Source organism: Pseudomonas sp. GW822-FHT05A08 (genome assembly GCF_058800485.1).
On the sequence record NZ_CM179511.1, the window covers coordinates 4,665,310 to 4,682,602 of the forward strand.

The 17,293-nt window shown below is 65.1% G+C and carries 15 protein-coding genes; 9 read left to right on the forward strand and 6 right to left on the reverse strand.

Annotated elements, in window-relative coordinates; genetic code table 11:
* Positions 1–197 precede the first annotated feature (197 nt).
* From AC3RCP_RS20860 to AC3RCP_RS20875, 4 genes are all read left to right on the forward strand, one after another.
* Entirely contained in the window at positions 198–1,361 is a 1,164-nt protein-coding gene (locus AC3RCP_RS20860; protein WP_085534106.1) for an isovaleryl-CoA dehydrogenase, read from the forward strand.
* Between the two features lie 106 nt (positions 1,362–1,467).
* Positions 1,468–3,072 carry a carboxyl transferase domain-containing protein gene (locus AC3RCP_RS20865; protein ID WP_101338494.1) on the forward strand — a complete coding sequence of 535 codons (1,605 nt, stop codon included), beginning with the start codon at positions 1,468–1,470 and terminating at the stop codon, positions 3,070–3,072.
* 17 nt (positions 3,073–3,089) lie between these two features.
* Positions 3,090–3,905, forward strand: a complete 816-nt coding sequence (locus AC3RCP_RS20870) for a gamma-carboxygeranoyl-CoA hydratase (protein ID WP_101338495.1) — start codon at positions 3,090–3,092, stop codon at positions 3,903–3,905.
* Positions 3,905–5,851: an acetyl/propionyl/methylcrotonyl-CoA carboxylase subunit alpha gene (locus AC3RCP_RS20875; protein WP_492570954.1), complete on the forward strand. Its 1,947-nt coding sequence runs from the start codon at positions 3,905–3,907 to the stop codon at positions 5,849–5,851. The genes AC3RCP_RS20870 and AC3RCP_RS20875 overlap by 1 nt, the downstream gene beginning before the upstream one ends.
* Positions 5,852–5,907: 56 nt before the next feature.
* Here the strand turns inward: AC3RCP_RS20875 and AC3RCP_RS20880 are convergent, their stop codons facing one another.
* Entirely contained in the window at positions 5,908–6,573 is a 666-nt protein-coding gene (locus AC3RCP_RS20880) for a LexA family protein (RefSeq protein ID WP_087091641.1), read from the reverse strand.
* Between the two features lie 131 nt (positions 6,574–6,704).
* Here AC3RCP_RS20880 and AC3RCP_RS20885 point away from each other — a divergent pair, with 131 nt between their 5' ends.
* Positions 6,705–7,046, forward strand: a complete 342-nt coding sequence (locus AC3RCP_RS20885) for a DUF6124 family protein (protein WP_007929666.1) — start codon at positions 6,705–6,707, stop codon at positions 7,044–7,046.
* A 509-nt stretch (positions 7,047–7,555) separates the two neighbouring features.
* Complete coding sequence (locus AC3RCP_RS20890; protein ID WP_101338497.1) at positions 7,556–8,707, forward strand: M14 family metallopeptidase; 1,152 nt, start codon at positions 7,556–7,558, stop codon at positions 8,705–8,707.
* A 39-nt stretch (positions 8,708–8,746) separates the two neighbouring features.
* Here the strand turns inward: AC3RCP_RS20890 and AC3RCP_RS20895 are convergent, their stop codons facing one another.
* On the reverse strand, positions 8,747–9,193 hold the full coding sequence (locus AC3RCP_RS20895; RefSeq protein WP_053261870.1) for a winged helix-turn-helix transcriptional regulator: 447 nt from the start codon (positions 9,191–9,193) through the stop codon (positions 8,747–8,749).
* Between the two features lie 97 nt (positions 9,194–9,290).
* Here AC3RCP_RS20895 and AC3RCP_RS20900 point away from each other — a divergent pair, with 97 nt between their 5' ends.
* Positions 9,291–10,502 carry an MFS transporter gene (locus AC3RCP_RS20900; RefSeq protein WP_492570953.1) on the forward strand — a complete coding sequence of 404 codons (1,212 nt, stop codon included), beginning with the start codon at positions 9,291–9,293 and terminating at the stop codon, positions 10,500–10,502.
* A 41-nt stretch (positions 10,503–10,543) separates the two neighbouring features.
* On the opposite strand, the gene AC3RCP_RS20905 is transcribed toward AC3RCP_RS20900, so the two are convergent.
* Both AC3RCP_RS20905 and AC3RCP_RS20910 read right to left on the reverse strand, forming a co-directional pair.
* Complete coding sequence (locus AC3RCP_RS20905; protein WP_492570952.1) at positions 10,544–11,095, reverse strand: cytochrome b; 552 nt, start codon at positions 11,093–11,095, stop codon at positions 10,544–10,546.
* On the reverse strand, positions 11,092–12,177 hold the full coding sequence (locus AC3RCP_RS20910) for a catalase family peroxidase (RefSeq protein WP_492570951.1): 1,086 nt from the start codon (positions 12,175–12,177) through the stop codon (positions 11,092–11,094). Before AC3RCP_RS20910 ends, AC3RCP_RS20905 begins: the two co-directional genes overlap by 4 nt.
* A gap of 177 nt (positions 12,178–12,354) precedes the next feature.
* On the opposite strand from AC3RCP_RS20910, the gene AC3RCP_RS20915 reads away from it, so the two are divergent.
* Together AC3RCP_RS20915 and AC3RCP_RS20920 are read left to right on the forward strand one after the other, a co-directional pair.
* Positions 12,355–12,861, forward strand: a complete 507-nt coding sequence (locus AC3RCP_RS20915; protein WP_007929687.1) for an RNA polymerase sigma factor — start codon at positions 12,355–12,357, stop codon at positions 12,859–12,861.
* Positions 12,858–13,610, forward strand: coding sequence for an anti-sigma factor family protein (locus tag AC3RCP_RS20920; RefSeq protein ID WP_101338501.1), 753 nt, complete (start codon positions 12,858–12,860; stop codon positions 13,608–13,610). Before AC3RCP_RS20915 ends, AC3RCP_RS20920 begins: the two co-directional genes overlap by 4 nt.
* A gap of 208 nt (positions 13,611–13,818) precedes the next feature.
* On the opposite strand, the gene AC3RCP_RS20925 is transcribed toward AC3RCP_RS20920, so the two are convergent.
* Positions 13,819–14,808 carry a Csu type fimbrial protein gene (locus AC3RCP_RS20925; RefSeq protein WP_007923592.1) on the reverse strand — a complete coding sequence of 330 codons (990 nt, stop codon included), beginning with the start codon at positions 14,806–14,808 and terminating at the stop codon, positions 13,819–13,821.
* A 32-nt stretch (positions 14,809–14,840) separates the two neighbouring features.
* A complete protein-coding gene (locus AC3RCP_RS20930; protein WP_101338502.1) occupies positions 14,841–17,198 on the reverse strand; it encodes a fimbria/pilus outer membrane usher protein in 2,358 nt (785 codons plus the stop codon).
* Positions 17,199–17,293: the final 95 nt, after the last annotated feature.

Sequence of the window (17,293 nt, forward strand, 5' to 3'; positions counted from 1 at the left end):
GCGGTGTCGCTATACGACCGCGTTATCCTTCATCGCCAGCAAGCTCGGCTCCTACAGATTCGCGCAAGTTGACGTTTACGTAAAGGGTGATTGACAGCCACCCGTCGCAGGCTTACGTTAACGTAAAGGTGAGAGCCGAATCAGCCGCTCTCCACAGCCCGACTCCCTTACATAAAAACAAGTTTGAAGGTGCCCCCATGAGCTATCCGACCCTGAACTTTGCCCTCGGCGAAACCATCGACATGCTCCGCGACCAGGTGCAGGCCTTCGTCAAGGCCGAGCTGGCGCCACGGGCGGCACAGATCGACATCGACAACCTGTTCCCCGCCGACATGTGGCGCAAGTTCGGCGACATGGGCCTGCTGGGCATCACCGTGCCGGAAGAATACGGCGGCGCCGGCCTGGGCTACCTGGCCCACGTGGTGGCCATGGAAGAAATCAGCCGCGGCTCGGCCTCGGTCGCCCTCTCCTACGGCGCCCACTCCAACCTCTGCGTCAACCAGATCAACCGCAACGGCAACCACCAACAGAAAAGCCACTACCTGCCCAAGCTGATCAGCGGCGAACACATCGGCGCCCTGGCCATGAGCGAACCCAACGCCGGCTCCGACGTGGTCTCGATGAAGCTGCGCGCCGACAAGCGTGGCGATCGCTACGTGCTCAACGGCAGCAAGACCTGGATCACCAACGGCCCCGACGCCAACACCTATGTGATCTACGCCAAGACCGACCTGGAAAAGGGCCCGCACGGCATCACCGCGTTTATCGTCGAGCGCGACTGGAAAGGCTTCAGCCGCAGCAACAAGTTCGACAAGCTGGGCATGCGCGGCTCCAACACCTGCGAGCTGTTCTTCGACGATGTGGAAGTGCCGGAAGAGAACATCCTCGGCGTGCTCAATGGCGGCGTTAAGGTGCTGATGAGCGGCCTGGACTACGAGCGCGTGGTGCTCTCCGGCGGCCCGACCGGGATCATGCAGGCCTGCATGGACCTGGTAGTGCCCTACATCCATGACCGCAAGCAGTTCGGCCAGAGCATCGGCGAGTTCCAGCTGATCCAGGGCAAGGTCGCCGACATGTACACCCAGCTCAACGCCAGCCGCGCCTACCTGTATGCCGTGGCCCAGGCCTGCGAGCGCGGCGAGACCACGCGCAAGGACGCCGCCGGGGTGATCCTCTACAGCGCCGAACGCGCCACCCAGATGGCCCTGGACGCAATCCAGATCCTTGGCGGCAACGGCTACATCAACGAGTTCCCCGCCGGCCGCCTGCTGCGTGACGCCAAGTTGTATGAAATCGGCGCCGGCACCAGCGAAATCCGCCGCATGCTGATCGGTCGCGAACTGTTCAACGAAACCAAGTAAGAGCAGCTGCAAGTTGCGAGCTACAAGCGGCAAGCCATAGCTGCCGTAACGCCGATTTACTCTTGCAGCTTGAAGCTTGTCGCTTCGAGCTGCGCTGGGAGCCTCAATGATTCTGAAATCTCAGTTAAACCCAAGATCGCCGGAATTCGCGCAGAACGCTGCCAGCATGCTGGCCCAGGTCGACGCCCTGCACACCCTGCTCGCCCAGGTCCAGCAAGGCGGTGGCGCCAAGGCCCAGGAACGGCATACCTCGCGTGGCAAACTGCTGCCGCGCGAGCGCATCAACCGCCTGCTCGACCCGGGCTCGCCCTTCCTCGAAGTCAGCCAGCTGGCGGCGTATCAGGTGTATGGCGAAGACGTGCCGGCCGCCGGGGTGATTGCCGGCATCGGCCGGGTCGAAGGCGTCGAATGCATGATCGTGGCCAACGACGCCACGGTGAAAGGCGGCTCCTATTACCCGCTGACCGTGAAAAAACACCTGCGCGCCCAGACCATCGCCCAGCAGAACCGCCTGCCCTGCATCTACCTGGTGGATTCGGGCGGCGCCAACCTGCCGCGCCAGGACGAGGTGTTCCCCGACCGCGAACACTTCGGGCGGATCTTCTTCAACCAGGCCAATATGAGCGCCCTGGGCATCCCGCAGATCGCCGTGGTCATGGGCTCCTGCACCGCCGGTGGCGCCTACGTGCCGGCCATGGCCGACGAAGCGATCATGGTCCGCGAGCAGGCCACCATCTTCCTCGCCGGCCCGCCGCTGGTGAAAGCCGCCACCGGTGAAGTGGTCAGCGCCGAAGACCTCGGCGGCGCCGATGTGCACTGCAAGATCTCCGGTGTCGCCGACCACTACGCCGACAGCGATGAACACGCCCTGGCCCTGGCCCGGCGCAGCATCGCCAACCTCAACTGGCGCAAACAGGGCGAGTTGCAGCAACGCGCGCCGATCGCCCCGCTGTATGCCAGCGACGAGCTATACGGAGTGATCCCGGCGGACGCCAAACAACCTTTCGATGTGCGCGAAGTCATCGCGCGGCTGGTGGACGCTTCGGTCTTCGATGAGTTCAAGGCGCTGTTCGGCACCACCCTGGTGTGCGGCTTCGCCCACCTGCACGGTTACCCGATCGCCATCCTCGCCAACAACGGCATCCTCTTCGCCGAGGCCGCGCAGAAAGGCGCGCACTTCATCGAACTGGCCTGCCAGCGCGGCATCCCGCTGCTGTTCCTGCAGAACATCACCGGCTTCATGGTCGGGCAGAAATACGAAGCCGGCGGCATCGCCAAGCACGGCGCCAAGCTGGTGACCGCAGTGGCCTGCGCCAAGGTGCCGAAGTTCACGGTGATCATCGGCGGCAGCTTCGGCGCCGGTAACTACGGCATGTGCGGCCGCGCCTACGACCCACGTTTCCTGTGGATGTGGCCCAACGCGAGGATCGGCGTGATGGGCGCCGAACAAGCCGCCGGGGTGCTGGTGCAGGTCAAGCGCGAACAGGCCGAACGCGGCGGACAGACGTTCAGCGCCGCCCAGGAAGCCGAGATCCAGCAGCCGATCCTCGACCAGTACGAACACCAGGGCCATCCGTATTACTCCAGCGCCCGGCTGTGGGACGACGGCGTCATCGACCCGGCGCAGACTCGCGACGTCCTGGCGCTGGCCTTGTCCGCGTCCCTCAACGCCCCTATCGAACAGAGCCGCTTCGGCGTGTTCCGCATGTGACCCGGAGCGAAACCGACATGAACGACTTCAACACCCTGGAACTGCTGAAGGACCCGCGTGGTTTTGCCACCCTGTGGCTCAGCCGTGAGGAAAAGAACAACGCCTTCAACGCCGAAATGATCCGCGAGCTGATCCTCGCCCTGGATCAGGTGCAAAGCGATCCGGCCCTGCGCTTTTTGCTGGTGCGCGGCCGCGGCAAGCACTTCAGCGCCGGCGCCGACCTGGCCTGGATGCAGCAGTCGGCCGAACTCGACTACCACACCAACCTCGACGACGCCCGCGAGCTGGCCGAGCTGATGTACAACCTGGCCAAGCTGAAGATCCCGACCCTGGCCGTGGTGCAAGGCGCGGCCTTTGGCGGGGCCCTGGGCCTGATCAGTTGCTGCGACATGGCCATCGGTGCCGACGACGCGCAGTTCTGTCTGTCGGAAGTCCGCATCGGCCTGGCCCCGGCGGTGATCAGCCCGTTCGTGGTGCAAGCCATCGGCGAACGCGCGGCGCGCCGCTACGCCCTGACCGCCGAGCGCTTCAGCGGCCAGCGGGCCCGGGAAATCGGCCTGCTGGCGGAAAGCTACCCGGCGGCCGAGCTGGAACAGCAAGTGGCGTCGTGGATCGACAACCTGCTGCTCAACAGCCCGTGCGCCATGCGCGCCAGCAAGGACCTGCTGCGCGAAGTCGGCAACGGCGCCCTGACCCCGGCCCTGCGCCGTTACTGCGAAAACGCCATTGCCCGCATCCGCGTCAGCCCCGAAGGCCAGGAAGGCCTGCGCGCCTTTCTGCAAAAGCGCTCGCCCAACTGGCAGCCCGACCAGATCACCAAGGAGTCGCGTTAATGAGCGCCCCTGTCCTGACCACCCTGCTGGTGGCCAACCGCGGCGAGATCGCCTGCCGCGTGATGCGCACCGCCAAGGCCCTGGGCCTGACCACCGTGGCCGTGCACAGCGCCACCGACCGTGACGCCCGCCACAGCCGCGAAGCCGACCTGCGCATCGACCTGGGCGGCAGCAAGGCCGCCGACAGCTACCTGCAGATCGACAAACTGATTGCCGCCGCCAAGGCCAGCGGCGCCCAGGCGATTCACCCGGGCTACGGTTTTCTGTCGGAGAACGCCGGCTTCGCCCGCGCCATCGAAGCCGCTGGCCTGATCTTCCTCGGCCCGCCGGCGTCGGCCATCGACGCCATGGGCAGCAAATCGGCGGCCAAGGCACTGATGGAAACCGCTGGCGTGCCCCTGGTCCCCGGTTACCACGGCGAAGCCCAGGACCTGGAAACCTTCAGCGTCGCCGCCGAACGCATCGGCTACCCGGTGCTGCTCAAGGCCACCGCCGGCGGTGGCGGCAAGGGCATGAAAGTGGTGGAGGACGTCAGCCAGCTGGCCGAAGCCCTGGCCTCGGCCCAGCGTGAGGCGCAGTCGTCCTTCGGCGATTCGCGGATGCTGGTGGAAAAGTACGTGCTCAAGCCGCGTCACGTGGAGATCCAGGTGTTCGCCGACCAGCACGGCAACTGTCTGTACCTCAACGAGCGCGATTGCTCGATCCAGCGGCGCCACCAGAAAGTCGTCGAAGAAGCCCCGGCCCCCGGCCTGAGCGTCGAGCAGCGCAAGGCCATGGGCGAAGCCGCGGTGCGCGCGGCGCAGGCCATCGGTTACGTCGGCGCCGGCACCGTGGAGTTCCTGCTGGATTCGCGCGGCGAATTCTTCTTCATGGAAATGAACACCCGCCTGCAAGTGGAGCACCCGGTCACCGAAGCCATCACCGGGCTGGACCTGGTGGCCTGGCAAATCCGCGTGGCCCAGGGCGAAGCGCTGCCGATCACCCAGGACCAGGTGCCGCTGATCGGGCACGCGATCGAAGTGCGGCTGTACGCCGAGGACCCGGGCAACGACTTCCTCCCGGCCACCGGGCGCCTGGCGCTGTACCGCGAATCGGCGGCGGGTCCTGGACGTCGGGTGGACAGCGGTGTCGAGCAAGGCGACAGCGTGTCGCCGTTCTACGACCCGATGCTCGGCAAGCTGATCGCCTGGGGCGAAAACCGCGAGCAGGCGCGTTTGCGCCTGCTGGGCATGCTCGACGAGTTCGCCATTGGCGGGCTGAAGACCAACCTGGCGTTCCTGCGGCGCATCATCGCCCACCCGGCCTTCGCCGCCGCCGAGCTGGATACCGGTTTTATCCCGCGCTATCAGGACCAGTTGCTGCCACCGGCCAGCGCCTTGAGCGACGAGTTCTGGCAAGCCGCCGCCCAGGCGTTCGCCCAGAGCCAGCCGGACCAGACGCGCGCCGACGACCGCTATTCCCCCTGGGCCAAGGCCAGCGGCCTGCGCATCGGCCTGCCGCGGGAAACCGTGCTGCACCTCGACTGCGAGGGCCAGGACCGGGCGATCAAGCTGGACCCCCACAACGCGGCCATGGCCTTGCACGGCGAGCAGCTGTCGATCGAACACAAGGGGCTGCGCCAGCAGCATCGGGCGATTCGCCAGGGCGACAGCCTGTACCTGCAGTGGCAGGGCGAGATGCACCGGGTCACGGCCTATGACCCGATTGCCGCGGTGGAGGCCAGCCACAGTCATCATGGCGGCCTGACCGCGCCAATGAACGGCAGCATCGTGCGGGTCCTGGTGCAGGCCGGGCAGAGTGTCGAAGCCGGCGCGCAACTGGTGGTCCTGGAGGCGATGAAGATGGAACACAGCATCCGCGCACCGCAAGCCGGGGTGGTCAAGGCGCTGTATTGCCAAGAAGGCGAGATGGTCAGTGAGGGAAGTGCCCTGGTGGAGCTGGAATAAGCTCCTGAGGCAGAAGATCGTTCCCGCAGCCTTGCGGGAACGATCGTATTTTTACGTCAGAATTTAGCGGTAGCCTGCACCACGACACCAATAATCCGACAGTCATCGCTGTAAAGCACCTTCGGGTAAGTCGGATTCAGCGGCACCAGATAGCGTTGCCCACCCTCCTCCACCAGCTTGCGGAAAATCGCTTCGGTACTGCCCGGGCATTGCACGATCACCAGCTTGCCGGGAACCGCCTCCACCGCCGGATCCACCAGGATCAACATGTCCTGGGCGATGCTCAGGCCACTGGGGGCAATCATCGCGTCGCCCACCACGACCAGCCAGAAAGCCGAGCCTTCGGCCTGGTAGTCAGAGAGCTCGTAACGCTCGCTGGCGTAGCCCACGCCACCGGCCTCGCGCACCTCGCCAACGCCCCGCCAGTCGCTGACCGGATAGCGGAAGTACGGGTTGTACTTCTGCACCAACGACGGCCCTTCCAGCAGCAATTGGCCCTCGTCATCCACCTGTGGTTTTTCGCGGATCACCAGCGCGACTTCGAGAAAACCCAGGCCGATTTCTTCCAGCACCCGGTTCATGTCTTCGATCTTCGGCTGGCGCCGTTTGCTCAGCCAGTGGCCGATGCCGCCCTGGGACATGCCCAGGCGTTCCGCGAGCTTTTCTTGTGTGACCTTGCGGTCCTTCATGTTGGATTTAACCAACTCGATCCATTTGTCCATGGAGCGGAACAATACGTTGTGTATTTCGGCCCTCAACACACAAGTTGTAGTATTTGAAACCTAGTCACAAATACATTAAGTATTACCATTCCTCAGACCCTCTTATTCCACGTCAAAGGATGGAACCGCTCATGAGCACAACCAGCAAAGATGCACCGGAACTGGAAACCGATGTCGGCTTCAACGCCCTCAAGGACAGCGAGGCCGCTCGCCGGGCCATGGACTACTACTTGAAACCGGCTATTGCAGAATCGTCGATCGACGAGAAGTTCTTCGAGGTCAAACACAGCATCAGCAGCGAGGAAGCGATGATCCACGCTTCCGACCTGCTGCGTTGCGCCGCGGCCAGTGCCTACGAGGCCGCCGACCACCTGCGGGGTACCCGCCGCGACCTGGCGTTTTCCGTGGTGCACATGATCGACATGGCCAAGGCGCTGGTGGATCGCTCGCTGGACAGCCATCGCCCGGAATGAGCGCCACGGCAGAATTCGCCCACGGGCGATCCGGCCGATGAACAGGGCTGGCAACAGGGGCAGGAAATTATTTTCTAAAAGGCGGGGAAAAACATTTGACTTGCAAATGATAATGATTATTATTGCAAGCAGCTGGTCGCGAGATCAGTCGATAACCCAAGAGACCTTAGGTCGGACTCCTGGATTATCTCCTCATCAGGCTAATCACGGTTTTTGACCCGGCTTTTTGCCGGGTCTTTTTTTTCTGCCAGTTTTTCTGGCTTGGCTTCAGGCTAATGAAGACTGGGTACCGCTAAATTGGCGCCGATGATAGCAAAAGAATGCCTCATTGCAAGCCGACGCCCGCCGCAACGGCTCGCAAATGTAAAAACAGCGCTTGAGAATCAATCGCATAGCTTCTAAGCTGCTTTCGCGTCAAGGACGACGCCCCCCCTCTCCCGCCGAAATTGCCCCCCTGTAACTCCCCCGCCTTGCTAAAGTAACGGCCATAAAAATCCTGCTCAGGAATCATGACCGTGGCCCAAAGCTCGTTTCAAATCTCTGCCAATTTCGACAGCGGCAATATCGAAGTACTGGATGCCAGCAACCCCTCGCAAGTCCTGCTGGCCATCAAGCCCGACACCCGCAGCGCGCATTTCCAGTGGTTCCACTTCAAGGCCAGCGGCCTGCATGTCGGCCAGGAACACTGGTTCCGCCTGAGCAATGCCAGCAAATCCTCGTACAACAAGGCCTGGAGCGGCTATCAGGCGGTGGCCTCCTACGATCACGTCAACTGGTTCCGCGTGCCGACGATTTTTGAAGGCGACACCCTGCGCTTCTGCCTGGAAGCCACCCAGACCCACGCCTGGTTCGCCTACTTCGAACCCTACAGCCGCGGTCGGCACGACTGGCTGATCGATCAGGCACTGACCAAGGCCGGCGCCGAACTGCTGGCCACCGGCAAAAGCGTCGAGGGTCGTGACATCCAGCTGCTGCGCAAAGGCAACGGCGACGAAGGCCGGCGCAAGGTCTGGATCATCGCCCAGCAGCACCCTGGCGAGCACATGGCCGAATGGTTCATGGAGGGCGTGATCGAGCGCCTGCAGCACCGTGACGATGCCGAGCTGAACAGGCTGCTGGCCAGCGCCGACCTGTACCTGGTGCCGAACATGAACCCCGACGGCGCTTTCCACGGTCATTTGCGCACCAATGCCATGGGCCAGGACCTGAACCGCGCCTGGCAGAGCGCCAGCCAGGAGCTCAGCCCGGAAGTGCTGTTCGTCCAGCAGCAGATGGAGCAGTACGGTGTCGACCTGTTCCTCGACGTGCACGGCGACGAAGAAATCCCCCATGTGTTCACCGCCGGCTGCGAAGGCAACCCGGGCTACACGCCGCGCCTGGCCAAGCTCGAGGAGCATTTCCGCAGCCACCTGAAACACAAGACCCGGGACTTCCAGACCACCCACGGCTACACCAGGGACAAACCCGGCGAAGCCAACATGACCCTGGCCTGCAACAGCGTCGGCGAGAAGTTCGACTGCCTGTCGCTGACCCTGGAAATGCCGTTCAAGGACCACGACGACAACCCCAACCCGCTCACCGGCTGGTCGGGCAAACGCTCGATGCAGCTGGGCAAGGACGTCCTCAGCACCGTGGCCGACATGGTCGGCATCCTGCGCTGATCCTGCTGCGCTGGCCGCGGCTCGAACCGCGGCCAGCGTCTATTGCACCGGCACCCGCCGGCAATCCTCGGGCCCGAGCAGGCGCCCGTCCGCCGAGCGCAACTCCAGCGGTCGCAGCGGCTGCCCCTGCTCGCGGTCGACCATCAGCGAATGCGCCTCCCCCGCCTCATAGAAATACGCCTCGCCCCACTGCCGCAGACCGATGATCAGGTTGAACAGGCCGTTGCCCTTCTGCGTCAGCACATACTCCTGATAGGCACTGCCATCCGACGCCGGTAGCACCTCGAAGATGCCATGGGCCACCAGGGTGCGCAGGCGGGCGGCGAGGATGTTCTTGGCCATCCCCAGGTTGCGCTGGAACTCGCTGAAGCGGCGGATACCGTCGAAGGCATCGCGAATGATCAGCAGCGACCACCAGTCGCCAATAGCGTCCAGGGAACGGGCCACCGGGCATTCGGCGCCCTCCAGGCTTGTGCGTTTGACCATGATGCAGACTCGCGACAGGAAAGTGGTTGCAATATAAAACCAGCCTCTCTACCGTACAACTGGTTTCATAACGCAACCATAACTCACGGAGCCGAGCATGACAGCCGCAATTGCCCCTCTGCCATCCGCCACCATTCCGGCGTCGGTGGTGCTGCTCTTTGCCATTGCCTGCGGGCTGGCGGTGGGCAATGTCTATTACGCCCAACCCCTGCTCGATGCCATGGCCCACAGCCTGGGCATGCCGCCGGCGACCATCGGCCTGGTCATCACCCTGACCCAGGTTGGCTACGGCCTCGGCCTGCTGTTCCTGGTGCCGCTGGGCGATCTGCTGAACCGGCGGCGGCTGATCGTCGGCCAGACGAGCTTGTCGGTCGCGGCCCTGTTGATGGTGGCGCTGGCCGCGGACAGCACCTGGCTGTTGCTGGGCATGACCCTGACCGGGCTGCTCGCGGTGGTGACCCAGGTGCTGGTGGCCTATGCCGCCAACCTGGCCGCGCCGGGCGAACGTGGCCGGGTGGTGGGCAGCGTGACCAGCGGCATCGTACTCGGAATCCTGCTGGCGCGCACGGTATCGGGCACCATGGCCGACCTGGCCGGCTGGCGTTCGGTGTACCTGCTGTCGGCCGGGCTGACCCTGGTCATGGCGCTGCTGTTGTGGCGGGTACTGCCCAAGGTCGAGCAACCGGCGGCGCTGCACGGCTACAGCCAGCTGATCCGCTCGCTGTTCGGTCTGTTTCGCGAAGAAAAAATCCTGCGCGATCGGGCGGTGCTGGCGATGCTGATCTTCGGCGCCGGCACCGTGTTGTGGACCCCGCTGGTGCTGCCCCTGAGCGCCCCGCCGCTGTCGTTGTCCCATACCGAGATCGGTCTGTTCGGCCTCGCCGGCGCGGCCGGGGCCCTGGGTGCTTCGCGCGCCGGACGCCTGGCCGACCGTGGCCTGGGCCAGTGGACCAGCGGCCTGGCACTGAGCCTGATGCTGGCCTCCTGGTTACCCATCGCCTATACCCAGTCGTCGCTCTGGGCCCTGCTGCTGGGGGTGATCGTCTTCGACCTGGGCTTGCAAGCGGTGCATGTCACCAGCCAGAGCCTGATCTACAGCACCCGCCCCGAGGCCCAGAGCCGCCTGGCCGCGGGCTACATGCTGTTCTATTCGATCGGCAGCGCCAGCGGCTCGATCGGCGCCACCGCCATGTACGCCTGGGCGGGCTGGACCGGGGTGTGCCTGCTGGGCGCCGCGATCAATGGCGTGGCGCTGCTGTACTGGCTATGGAGCCTGAACCCGCGCAAAACCCTGGTATGTGCCGGTTGAGACGGGGCCCGTGCGGTCCTTCTCGACCGCACCGCCCCCCCTCACTCCTTGCCGCGCAGCATGCTCTCCAACACCCCGTCGCGGCGCACCCAGCCATGGAACAGCGCCGCCGCCAGATGCAGCAGCACCGTCAAAAACAGCAGGTAGGCGAGAAAGCCGTGAGCCTTGCGCAGCAAGGCGAACAGCTGGGCATTCGCCGGCAGGATCGCCGGCAGGATCGCCGGCAACTGCAGCGAACTGCCGAGCATCACCGGGTCGCCGGCCGCCGAAAGCATCGCCCAGCCCAGCAGCGGCAGGATCAGCATCAGCACGTACAGCAGCACATGGGAGGCCTTGGCCGCCACCGCCTGCCAGCCCGGCAGGTCCGCCGGCAAGGGCGGTTGCCGGGTGGAAAAGCGCACGACCAGACGCACGATCACCAGCAACAGAATGGCAATGCCCAGCGGCTTGTGCAGGTGGATCAGCCATTGGTGACGCTCGGACACCGAGGCCACCATGCCGGCGCCGATAAACAGCATGGCAATGATCATCAGCGCCATCAGCCAGTGCAGCAGGCGCGCCAGTGGCGCGAAGTGGTTCGGTTGGGCGCTCATGGGCGGGACTCCTGGGCTGCACTGGGCAATTGGCCGACTTCACTGGTGCGGCGCAGATAAGAACTGGCATAGACCGCCGAACGGGCCGCCAGCAGCGGGTCGTCGGAGGCGACAATGCCGCTCGGCAGCACCAGCGGGTCGTAGTTGATGTCGCGGCATTCACCATCGTTCTGCGGTTGGCTGCGCTCCAGCACCAGGGTCCCGGCATTCAGCACCTTGCGCTCGCTGGGCCAGGCCTTGCTGGCGTCGTCGGTCGGGTCGCCCGGGTTGGCCAGGGTGATGTTCAAGCGCCAGCGCAACGGCCCCGCGGCCAGGCGCTGCACCAGGTCTTTTTCCAGGAAGTCGTTACCCTCTGGCGCTATCGCGCCGGGTGCGTCCTGGGTCAGCGGCACCACCCCCCAGCGCACGGCCTGGCGTTGCCCGCTGGCGCTCACCAGGTAAAACGCGTTGATGCCGTTGTAGGTCTCGGTGGCATAGCTGGCCGAGGGCTTGGCGCCCTTGATCCATTGCAGGAACGGCATGGCTTCGGGGTGGGCGGCGAAAAACGCCGGCACGCTGGCCGGGTTCGGCTTGCCGGTCGCCGGGTCGGGCGAACTGGCTTGCTGCAACTGGTAAAACGCCTCGGGGGTGCCCACCGGGAACACCGGCATGCTGTTCATCCCGGTGCGCCACTGCTGACCGTTGGCCTGGGTGAAACGCAGGGCCAGGCTGCGGATCGGCACGCTGCCGTCAGGCGCATAGGGGTTGCCGGGGGGCAAGGCGAAACGCCCGACCACCGGGGTCCGCGCTTCGTTGAACACCTGGGCGCTGGAATAACTGCGGGCCTCGCCGCTGCTCTCGAAATAACCGGCCACGCACACGCCCTTGGCGTGGTTGCGACGAAAGCCCGGATGCACGCCGTTGTTTTTCTCCAGCACATCCACCAGGGCCTTGGGGGTCAGGCGCTGCGGATCGAAAGTGCCGTTTACATAAGCCATGGCGCCGGCCAGGGCCGCGACCACCAGGGCGATCCCGGCCAGACGCAGGCTCAGGCTGGCCGCGCTCAAGGGCGGACGATCAGGGGGTGATGGGCGATCTACCATGAATATCTCCAGGGCCGCGGGCCACAGGTGGAAAGGACAGGTCAGACGAACCCCGGCAGCGGTTATTCCCTGGCCCGCTATTTATTTTTCCGGCACGGGAATAACCTGCGTTGCCGGGCGTCTGGCGCAAGTGTGCTGTTGCAAGCGTAGCGACTGGCCAACGACCCGCAGGAACCCATGAACGATATCGACGAACAGCTGCGTGAAATCATCCCCCGGCTACGGCGCTTCGCCCTGTCCCTGAGCCGTCAGCCCAGCAGCGCCGACGACCTGGTGCAGGCGAGCCTGGAACGGGCGCTGTCGAGTTGGAGCGAAAAACGCCCCGAGGGCGATCTGCGGGCCTGGCTGTTCGCCATCCTCTACCGGCAGTTTCTCGACGCGCACCGCCGCTCACGGCGTTATGCGCGCATGCTGGAATTCTTCACCGGGCGTGACGACGCCCAGCCTTCGGTGGAACGCAGCGTGGTCGCGCAATCGACCCTGGAAGCCTTCGACCGCCTGCCCGCCGAGCAGCGCGCGCTGCTGCTCTGGGTCTCGGTGGAAGGCCTGAGCTACAAGGAAGTCGCCACCATCCTCGAGGTGCCCACCGGCACCGTGATGTCTCGCCTGTCCCGGGCGCGCCAGGCCCTGCGCCAGCTCAGCGACGGCGAAATCAGCAGCCCTTCTTTGCGGATACTCAAATGATCAGCCTGCCCCCCAGCGAACGCGACCTGCACGCCTATGTCGATCATCGGCTCAACGAGAGTGACCGGCGCCTGCTGGAAACCTACCTGAGCAGCCACCCGCAGCTCGCCGCCCAGGTCCAGGCCTGGCAACAGGACGCCCAGCAGTTGCGCGCGGCCCTCGGCGGCGCCCTGCAACAACCGGCCAACCCCGACCTCGACCCGGCGCTGATTCGCCAGCGCCTCAAGCGCCAGTCGCGCCGCCAGCTGGCCAGTGCCGCGCTGCTGTTGATCGCCCTCGGCATCGGCGGCCTGAGTGGCTGGCAGGCGCGGGAAATGACCCTGGCCAGCGCCCCGCTGCCAATGACCGACGCCCTGCAGGCCTACCGCCTGTTTGCCCAGCAAGGCGTCCTCCCGGCCGACCTCAAGGTCCAGGGCAATGGCGCCATGCAGGCCTGGCTCGACCGTTACTTCACCCAGGCCGAGCGCCTGCCGGACCTGCGCGAATCCGGGTTCCAGGCGGTCAGCGGGCGCCTGCTGAGCACCGATCAAGGACCGGCGGCGATGGTGCTGTACGAGGACCAGGGCGGGCACAAGATCAGCTTCTATATCCGCCCGCCGGGACCGAAAAACTACCTGCTGCCCCGGGGCAGCCGCAGCGATGGCGAACTGCAGGCCGACTACTGGTCCGACAGCGGCTACAACTACGCCATGGTCAGCCCCAGTGGTTCGGCGGTGGCGCAGCGGCTGCAGGACACCCAGAAATTTTGAGCCACAGTACCCGCACCCCGTGGGCCAGCCTTGAAACCGCCAAAGGTCCTTCGGACCTATCGCAGCCTTCGGCAGCGGCTACACCTCTCCCGAACGCCGTTACCCCTCCTGTAGCCGCTGCCGTAGGCTGCGATCGGCAGCGAAGCAGCCGCAGGATCTGCGCCACGCCACAAACACTTGCGACTAGCGCAATAGGGTCCCTCCTCCCTTAAAACCCCACATCCAGCACCACATTGTCGATATAGGTCCCCGCCGGCGGCGTGGCCTGGTCGGTGTAGATCCGGGCGTTGTAGTTGAACACCTGGCTGCCGGTGCCCAGGCCGTTGCCCGGGTTCACCTCGGCATCGGAACTGGCCCGCCGTGCCGCGCCCACGCTGCCCCAGCGGGTGGTGCCGGCACTCTTGAAGATGTCGTAGGCCAGGTAATTGCTCCCCGAGATCATCCGCCGCCGCCCGCCGACGCTGACGGCATGCTGGCCATCGTCCAGGCCCACGGTGTAGGCACTGCCCTTGGTACAGGCGAGGTTGATGGTCTGCCCGCTGACGGTGGCGAAGGCGCTGATCACCGGCGCACTGCCGAAACTGATATTGGGCGCGGTGATCACGCAGTCGTTGGCCACCGTCAGGTTGACCGTCAGGCTGGCGACGCCGCTGCCGATATCGCGCCCCAGGCATGCGCCCAGCACACCGATCCCCGCGCAGTAGTTCCAGCTCCAGGCGATGCTCAGGGTCTCGGTGTAGATGCCGGCGGCGACGTTGCTGCCGGTGATGCTACCCAGGTAGACCGGAATGGCCTTGGCCACGGTCGGGCTGCCCAGCAGCCCCAGGGCATCGACGATGGAGTTGCGCGCGAAGTCGAACTGCACGCCACGGTTGATGGGGTAGTTGGTGCTGTTGTCGCCGTAGATGGTATAGCCGATGACATCGCCGGTGGGGCCCAACAGCCCGCTCTGCGAGGAGGTGATGGTGGCGTAGAAATGGTCGTTGCTGGCCATCAGGGTCGCCAACGAGCCGGTACAGGCCAGGCCGGCGTTGGTGCTGGAAGCGGACTGCGAGGTGGTGCGCACCAGGATCGAGCTGAGGGTGCCGAAACTCGCCGGCGAGGTACTGACCACCGAACACAGGGCCTGGGCCGCCCCCGGCGACAGCAGCGCCATCAGCAACAGCCCCTGGCCCCAATAGCGACACAACCTGTCCATGTTCACCGCCTCCCGATTCCGTTCATGAATCCTCACTGGCACAGCAAAGGCCCGATCAACGGCACCTGTTCCTGCTCCGGCTCCAGGGTAAAGCTCACCTGGCAACTGCTGCCGTCGGCCAGGCTGACCCGCAGGCTGTTGTTCGGCGCCAGGTTTTCCAGGTACACCAGGCCATCCCAACCCACCACTGCCTGGGCGCCGCTCTGCTCGTGGGTCACCAGGCTGCCCAGGGGCAGCTCCTGGTGCCGGGCGTCCACCAGGACCACGCTGGCGGCGACGATGCGGGTCAAGGGGAACGCCACCAGGTAGCCACTGCCGCGACGCACCGCGACCCGCTGTTCGACCAGCGGGCTCTGCACGTTGGCCGGCAGGTTCAGCGGGTCGATCTCGTATTTGCCGCGGTAATAGGCGCTGCTCCAGGGCACCAACAGATGGCCGTTCTTATCGGTGCGTCCCACCAGCTGGTTTTCATAGCGCACCGGAATATCCCGGTAGCCGTCGGTGCTGACCACCACGAAAGCGTCGTCGATGCGGTTGGCGGCGAACACCTGATGGTCCATCCACACCAGCGAACCACTGGCATCGGCCCAACGGGTTTCGGCCTCGCTGGAACCATAGACCCCGGCCTGCAATTGCACCGACTGCAAACGCCAGGTCAGGTCGGCCTGGCGGTAGGCCGGCGCATCGCCCTGGGCATAACCGAGATTGAAGCCGACACCACCTTCGCTGGGCACCGCCCGGCTGTAGTTGACCCGCTGTCGGTCCTGCCCGTCCTTGCTGCGCTCGCTGCTCAGGCTCAGGCTGCCGTGAAGGTCGAACGGAATCACCAGCTGGGCCTGGACCGCCCAGTTGCTGTCGCCGATCTCGCGGTTGGCCGACAGGTAGAAACTGCTGCTGCGCCACAGCGGCTTGCTCCAGGTCAGGTTGAGCAGGCGGGTGCGCGAATCGTCCGTGGCGCGCACATCGAAATAGCCAACACCGAGGCTGCCGTAGCGCTCGAGGTTGAGGCTCAGGGTCAGTTGCTCACTGCGCTGGCTGAGGCTGGCGTAGGGGCTGTCCACCACCGTCAGGTCGGCGTAGCCGTCGCGGCGCTGCATGCGCTGGTAGGACAGGCTGTAGCGCCGGCTGCTGTACTGATAACCGAGACTGACCTGCTGCCCACCCTGGCCGTCGAAGCGGCTCTGGCTGATGGCGCTGTTGAGCACACCGAAATTGCCCAGGCGCAGGTTGCCACCGAAACCGCCGAGGGTCAGGGACTGCGCCGCCTCGGCGTGGCCTTCCAGGGTCAGGTTGTCGCTCAGACCGTAGCGCAGGCTGCCGGAAGTGACGCCGGGGCCGTAGCTGAAATCCCGCAGCGTGTAGTCGCGGCGCAGGGTCCCGGCGGCCACCGAGAAATCGCTCAGGCCTTTTTGCAGCAGGCTGCTGGTGACATAGAACGGCACGGTGGTGGACACCTGTCGCCCCAGGGCATCGGTGGTCACCACCACGGCTTCGCCGGCACCGTTGATGAACGGGATATTGGTCAGGGTGTAGGGCCCCGGCTGCAGGTCGGCGCTGCTGGACTTGTAGCCGTTGATAAACAGGTCCACCGAGGACGGCACCGCCGCCTCCCCGGCGAACTGCGGCAAGGGGTAGGTCACCAGGTCCGGGCGCACGGCAAAATCGCGCGACAGTTGCACACCGCCCAGGCGCACCGAGTTGCTCCAGGGCAAGGCGCCACTGACCAGGTCGCCGGCCTCGTAGGTCAGCAACCGCTCGTCGTCGGAGTAACGCCAGGTGGTGTCATAGCGCCGGTAGCCATTGTTCAGCACGCCCTCGCCCAGGCCGGAAAAGGTCCGCCGGTACTGGCCGGTGTTAGACAGGGTGCCCCAGCCGTCGAACAGCCGCACCTCGTTCCAGGCCGCCAGGTAAGTGCCGGCATCGTCGGTGTCGTTGAGGTACAGATCGTAATTGAGCAAGGCGCCGAAACTGCTCAGCGCCGGGGTTCGTGGATAGGCCTGGCGGCTGCCGATCAATTGCTCCGGCAGCCAGTCCGGCGGCACCTCCAGCAACAGCCGCTGGCCCTGGCTGTCGTAGTCGCTGTGCAGCCCTTGCAGGCTGTCGAGGGCGACCTGGGCGTCGAGCCCTTCGGGCAATTTCATCCCGCTTTCCCGCAGGGCCTGGGCCGGTACGAACAGGCGTCCGGCACGTTGCTCGACGGCGATCACTCGCCCGGTATTCATCTGATTGACCACCAGTTCCAGAAACAGTTGGGCATCGCTGATCGCTTCCATGCCGCTGGGCGGCGGCGGCAGTTCGCCACCCAGGCTGCCGGAGGCGAACACCCAGCAACACAGCCCGCTCACCGCCCACCCCGGGCGCCAGAAACGACGAGCCGCGCCGAGGTTCATTGAAGCGTTACGCCCATCGATGGACACCTTTCTTCCATGGCTTGCAGTGACTGCCGCTACCGGTCAGCCTGAATCGCCGATCGCCGGACAGCCCC

What these genes read in the sequence shown, in the direction of transcription:
- AC3RCP_RS20860 (WP_085534106.1), top strand. Translation starts at nt 198, where the DNA reads ATGAGCTATCCGACCCTGAACTTTGCCCTCGGCGAAACCATCGACATG.
- AC3RCP_RS20865 (WP_101338494.1), top strand. Translation starts at nt 1,468, where the DNA reads ATGATTCTGAAATCTCAGTTAAACCCAAGATCGCCGGAATTCGCGCAG.
- AC3RCP_RS20870 (WP_101338495.1), top strand. Translation starts at nt 3,090, where the DNA reads ATGAACGACTTCAACACCCTGGAACTGCTGAAGGACCCGCGTGGTTTT.
- AC3RCP_RS20875 (WP_492570954.1), top strand. Translation starts at nt 3,905, where the DNA reads ATGAGCGCCCCTGTCCTGACCACCCTGCTGGTGGCCAACCGCGGCGAG.
- AC3RCP_RS20880 (WP_087091641.1), bottom strand. Translation starts at nt 6,573, where the DNA reads ATGGACAAATGGATCGAGTTGGTTAAATCCAACATGAAGGACCGCAAG.
- AC3RCP_RS20885 (WP_007929666.1), top strand. Translation starts at nt 6,705, where the DNA reads ATGAGCACAACCAGCAAAGATGCACCGGAACTGGAAACCGATGTCGGC.
- AC3RCP_RS20890 (WP_101338497.1), top strand. Translation starts at nt 7,556, where the DNA reads ATGACCGTGGCCCAAAGCTCGTTTCAAATCTCTGCCAATTTCGACAGC.
- AC3RCP_RS20895 (WP_053261870.1), bottom strand. Translation starts at nt 9,193, where the DNA reads ATGGTCAAACGCACAAGCCTGGAGGGCGCCGAATGCCCGGTGGCCCGT.
- AC3RCP_RS20900 (WP_492570953.1), top strand. Translation starts at nt 9,291, where the DNA reads ATGACAGCCGCAATTGCCCCTCTGCCATCCGCCACCATTCCGGCGTCG.
- AC3RCP_RS20905 (WP_492570952.1), bottom strand. Translation starts at nt 11,095, where the DNA reads ATGAGCGCCCAACCGAACCACTTCGCGCCACTGGCGCGCCTGCTGCAC.
- AC3RCP_RS20910 (WP_492570951.1), bottom strand. Translation starts at nt 12,177, where the DNA reads ATGGTAGATCGCCCATCACCCCCTGATCGTCCGCCCTTGAGCGCGGCC.
- AC3RCP_RS20915 (WP_007929687.1), top strand. Translation starts at nt 12,355, where the DNA reads ATGAACGATATCGACGAACAGCTGCGTGAAATCATCCCCCGGCTACGG.
- AC3RCP_RS20920 (WP_101338501.1), top strand. Translation starts at nt 12,858, where the DNA reads ATGATCAGCCTGCCCCCCAGCGAACGCGACCTGCACGCCTATGTCGAT.
- AC3RCP_RS20925 (WP_007923592.1), bottom strand. Translation starts at nt 14,808, where the DNA reads ATGGACAGGTTGTGTCGCTATTGGGGCCAGGGGCTGTTGCTGATGGCG.
- AC3RCP_RS20930 (WP_101338502.1), bottom strand. Translation starts at nt 17,198, where the DNA reads ATGAACCTCGGCGCGGCTCGTCGTTTCTGGCGCCCGGGGTGGGCGGTG.